Below are 1,911 nucleotides of genomic sequence, written 5' to 3'. Positions count from 1 at the left end.
CGTTTGAAGTGTAGACGAATTACTCAGAAATTTATTTCGCGAACAGCACACTAGGGCAGGGAGCAACTGTAATGACTAATAATTTCAAGATTGCGTTGAGTAAAAGAGAACTTCCTGATTATTTTCGAGGAAAAGGTGAGTACTTTACAAGGGATCCTGACTGGGGAACTCAGTTGCATATTATAAATTGGCAAGGGCTCTGCGCTTTTTTAAAAACTTCAAGTAATGCGGAAGGTCTATTAAAGACGTCTTTTGGTTTGTATGTGAATAGCGTCATACTGACGAAAGATGATGCCAATGATCTGCTCGAAAATATCGGTTGTTACTATTACCTGAGAAATAAGTCTTCCATCCTATCAGAGAATGGATTTGACTTAATTCGTGACGCTGACGATGAAAATAAACGAAAGATTTCGGAAGTGATGAGGTTTCTCAAAAAGGAGATGTCTGCCAATAATAATGTGCACGAATTGGAGCTTTTCAACCGTAGAATGAGAAGGCTTCTGGATGATGGAGGTCCAGCAGATATTGAAAACCTTTAGTAAATTAATGGAGGCTTCAGCGTGCAATATAATCAAACTGTGACGATGCTTGAATTAATAGGTTTTTTAAGAAGCGAAGAGAAAATTTCGCCATATTGCATTTATGGGGAAGGGGACTCGGACGATATAACACTGGAGGATAAGTGCGTCATTGATGAATACGCGCAAATATCAGACGATGATGAAGAAATTTTCCCTGAGCGGATTTTAAATAAAAAACTCGAGTTTTGGTTTACGGATGAGCTTTTAGAGGACGTGGTGTTCAACGCACTCAAACAAAAACCCTCTGCCTCTAATGACGAGCTTTTAGATGCGCTAAAATATTACAATCAGCGCGATAGTTTTATGATGTTGTCGGTGTGATACCAATGCCGAAATATTGGCTGTCGTCCTATTTGGCTAAGCGAGTAAATTGAATAGAGCATAAGTTTTCTTTTTTGGTACGTCTTCAAAATTATCTGATAACGCTGTGTATATAGTGACCCAGTGTGATTAATATTTTGTAGACGCTTAAAGCCTTATGGAGAGGGTAAGTGAGTCAGGATCTTGAGGCGATAGTCTTTGGCGGAAAATTTGCAGCGCGTGTTCTTAGAAAACGACGAAGAAAATCCACAAACATTCCATAAGGGCGTTTGTCGAATTTAAGGCTTTAAGGCTTTAAGGCTTTAAGGCTTTAAGGCTTTAAGGCTTTAAGGAAGCACAGGAAGCCAGAGCAGGGTGCTTTTCGTCGCGTCTATATAATTATCCAATAGAGGCTTTATAAAGGTGGATATAGTTGATTTTCTTCAATCAAACTTTATCTTGGGAGCCGAAAATTTAACGGCGCTCAAACTACTAAGTCAGACCATTGATGGTGAGTTTTCTTACGAAAATAACGACGTCATAAAGAAAACATGTGCTGCGTTTAGAAAATAAATTTCAACCCAAAAAGAAATTTCCGAGCATGCTTCAGTCGTTATGCTAGGCGCTGACCGCTTGTTGGTTGCACTTTCTCTTTTTCCGTCAGAAGAATGTATATTCATGCGCTTCGTGGACAGCGCTCGGTGGGATGGCAGGGCCTGCTACGATGAACGTAACGTGTTGATGGGTGTGGCGCTTGGGATAAAACAGCACCCTGATTGGAGCACGCCTCCCCATTGGGATGGGTCAGTTGAGATGTTGATAAATTACAACGAGAAAAAAGGTGCTTTCCGGCAACAGGATGACGGTGATGAAGTGTAAAAAGGCATTCGACTCAAAGAGCGATACAGAGCATTAAAGTTTTTAAACAGTGAATTTTCAAAAGCAGCGTGTTTTCAGTTTCCAAAAAGTTGTAGGGGAGGGTGTCAGAAATTTTGTGTTCGGGCATAACATGAGTAAGAGGTGCATA

The 1,911-nt window shown here is 40.4% G+C and carries 3 protein-coding genes; all 3 read left to right on the top strand.

Going from position 1 to position 1,911, the window contains the following annotated elements; translation table 11 throughout:
- The first annotated feature begins 71 nt into the window (after window positions 1–71).
- The 3 genes from ACW9H9_RS28515 (at window position 72) to ACW9H9_RS28505 (ending at window position 1,763) form a co-directional block, all read left to right on the top strand.
- A complete protein-coding gene (locus ACW9H9_RS28515; protein WP_457346692.1) occupies window positions 72–542 on the top strand; it encodes a hypothetical protein in 471 nt (156 codons plus the stop codon).
- Between the two features lie 21 nt (window positions 543–563).
- Window positions 564–905: a DUF7716 domain-containing protein gene (locus ACW9H9_RS28510; RefSeq protein WP_457346691.1), complete on the top strand. Its 342-nt coding sequence runs from the start codon at window positions 564–566 to the stop codon at window positions 903–905.
- Window positions 906–1,517: 612 nt separating this feature from the next.
- A complete protein-coding gene (locus ACW9H9_RS28505; RefSeq protein WP_457374544.1) occupies window positions 1,518–1,763 on the top strand; it encodes a hypothetical protein in 246 nt (81 codons plus the stop codon).
- The last annotated feature ends 148 nt before the right edge of the window (window positions 1,764–1,911 follow it).

This window comes from Pseudomonas sp. SDO5215_S409, from assembly GCF_054071325.1.
Note: the sequence above shows the minus strand (reverse complement) of the source record. Positions and strands in the feature narration are given on the sequence as shown.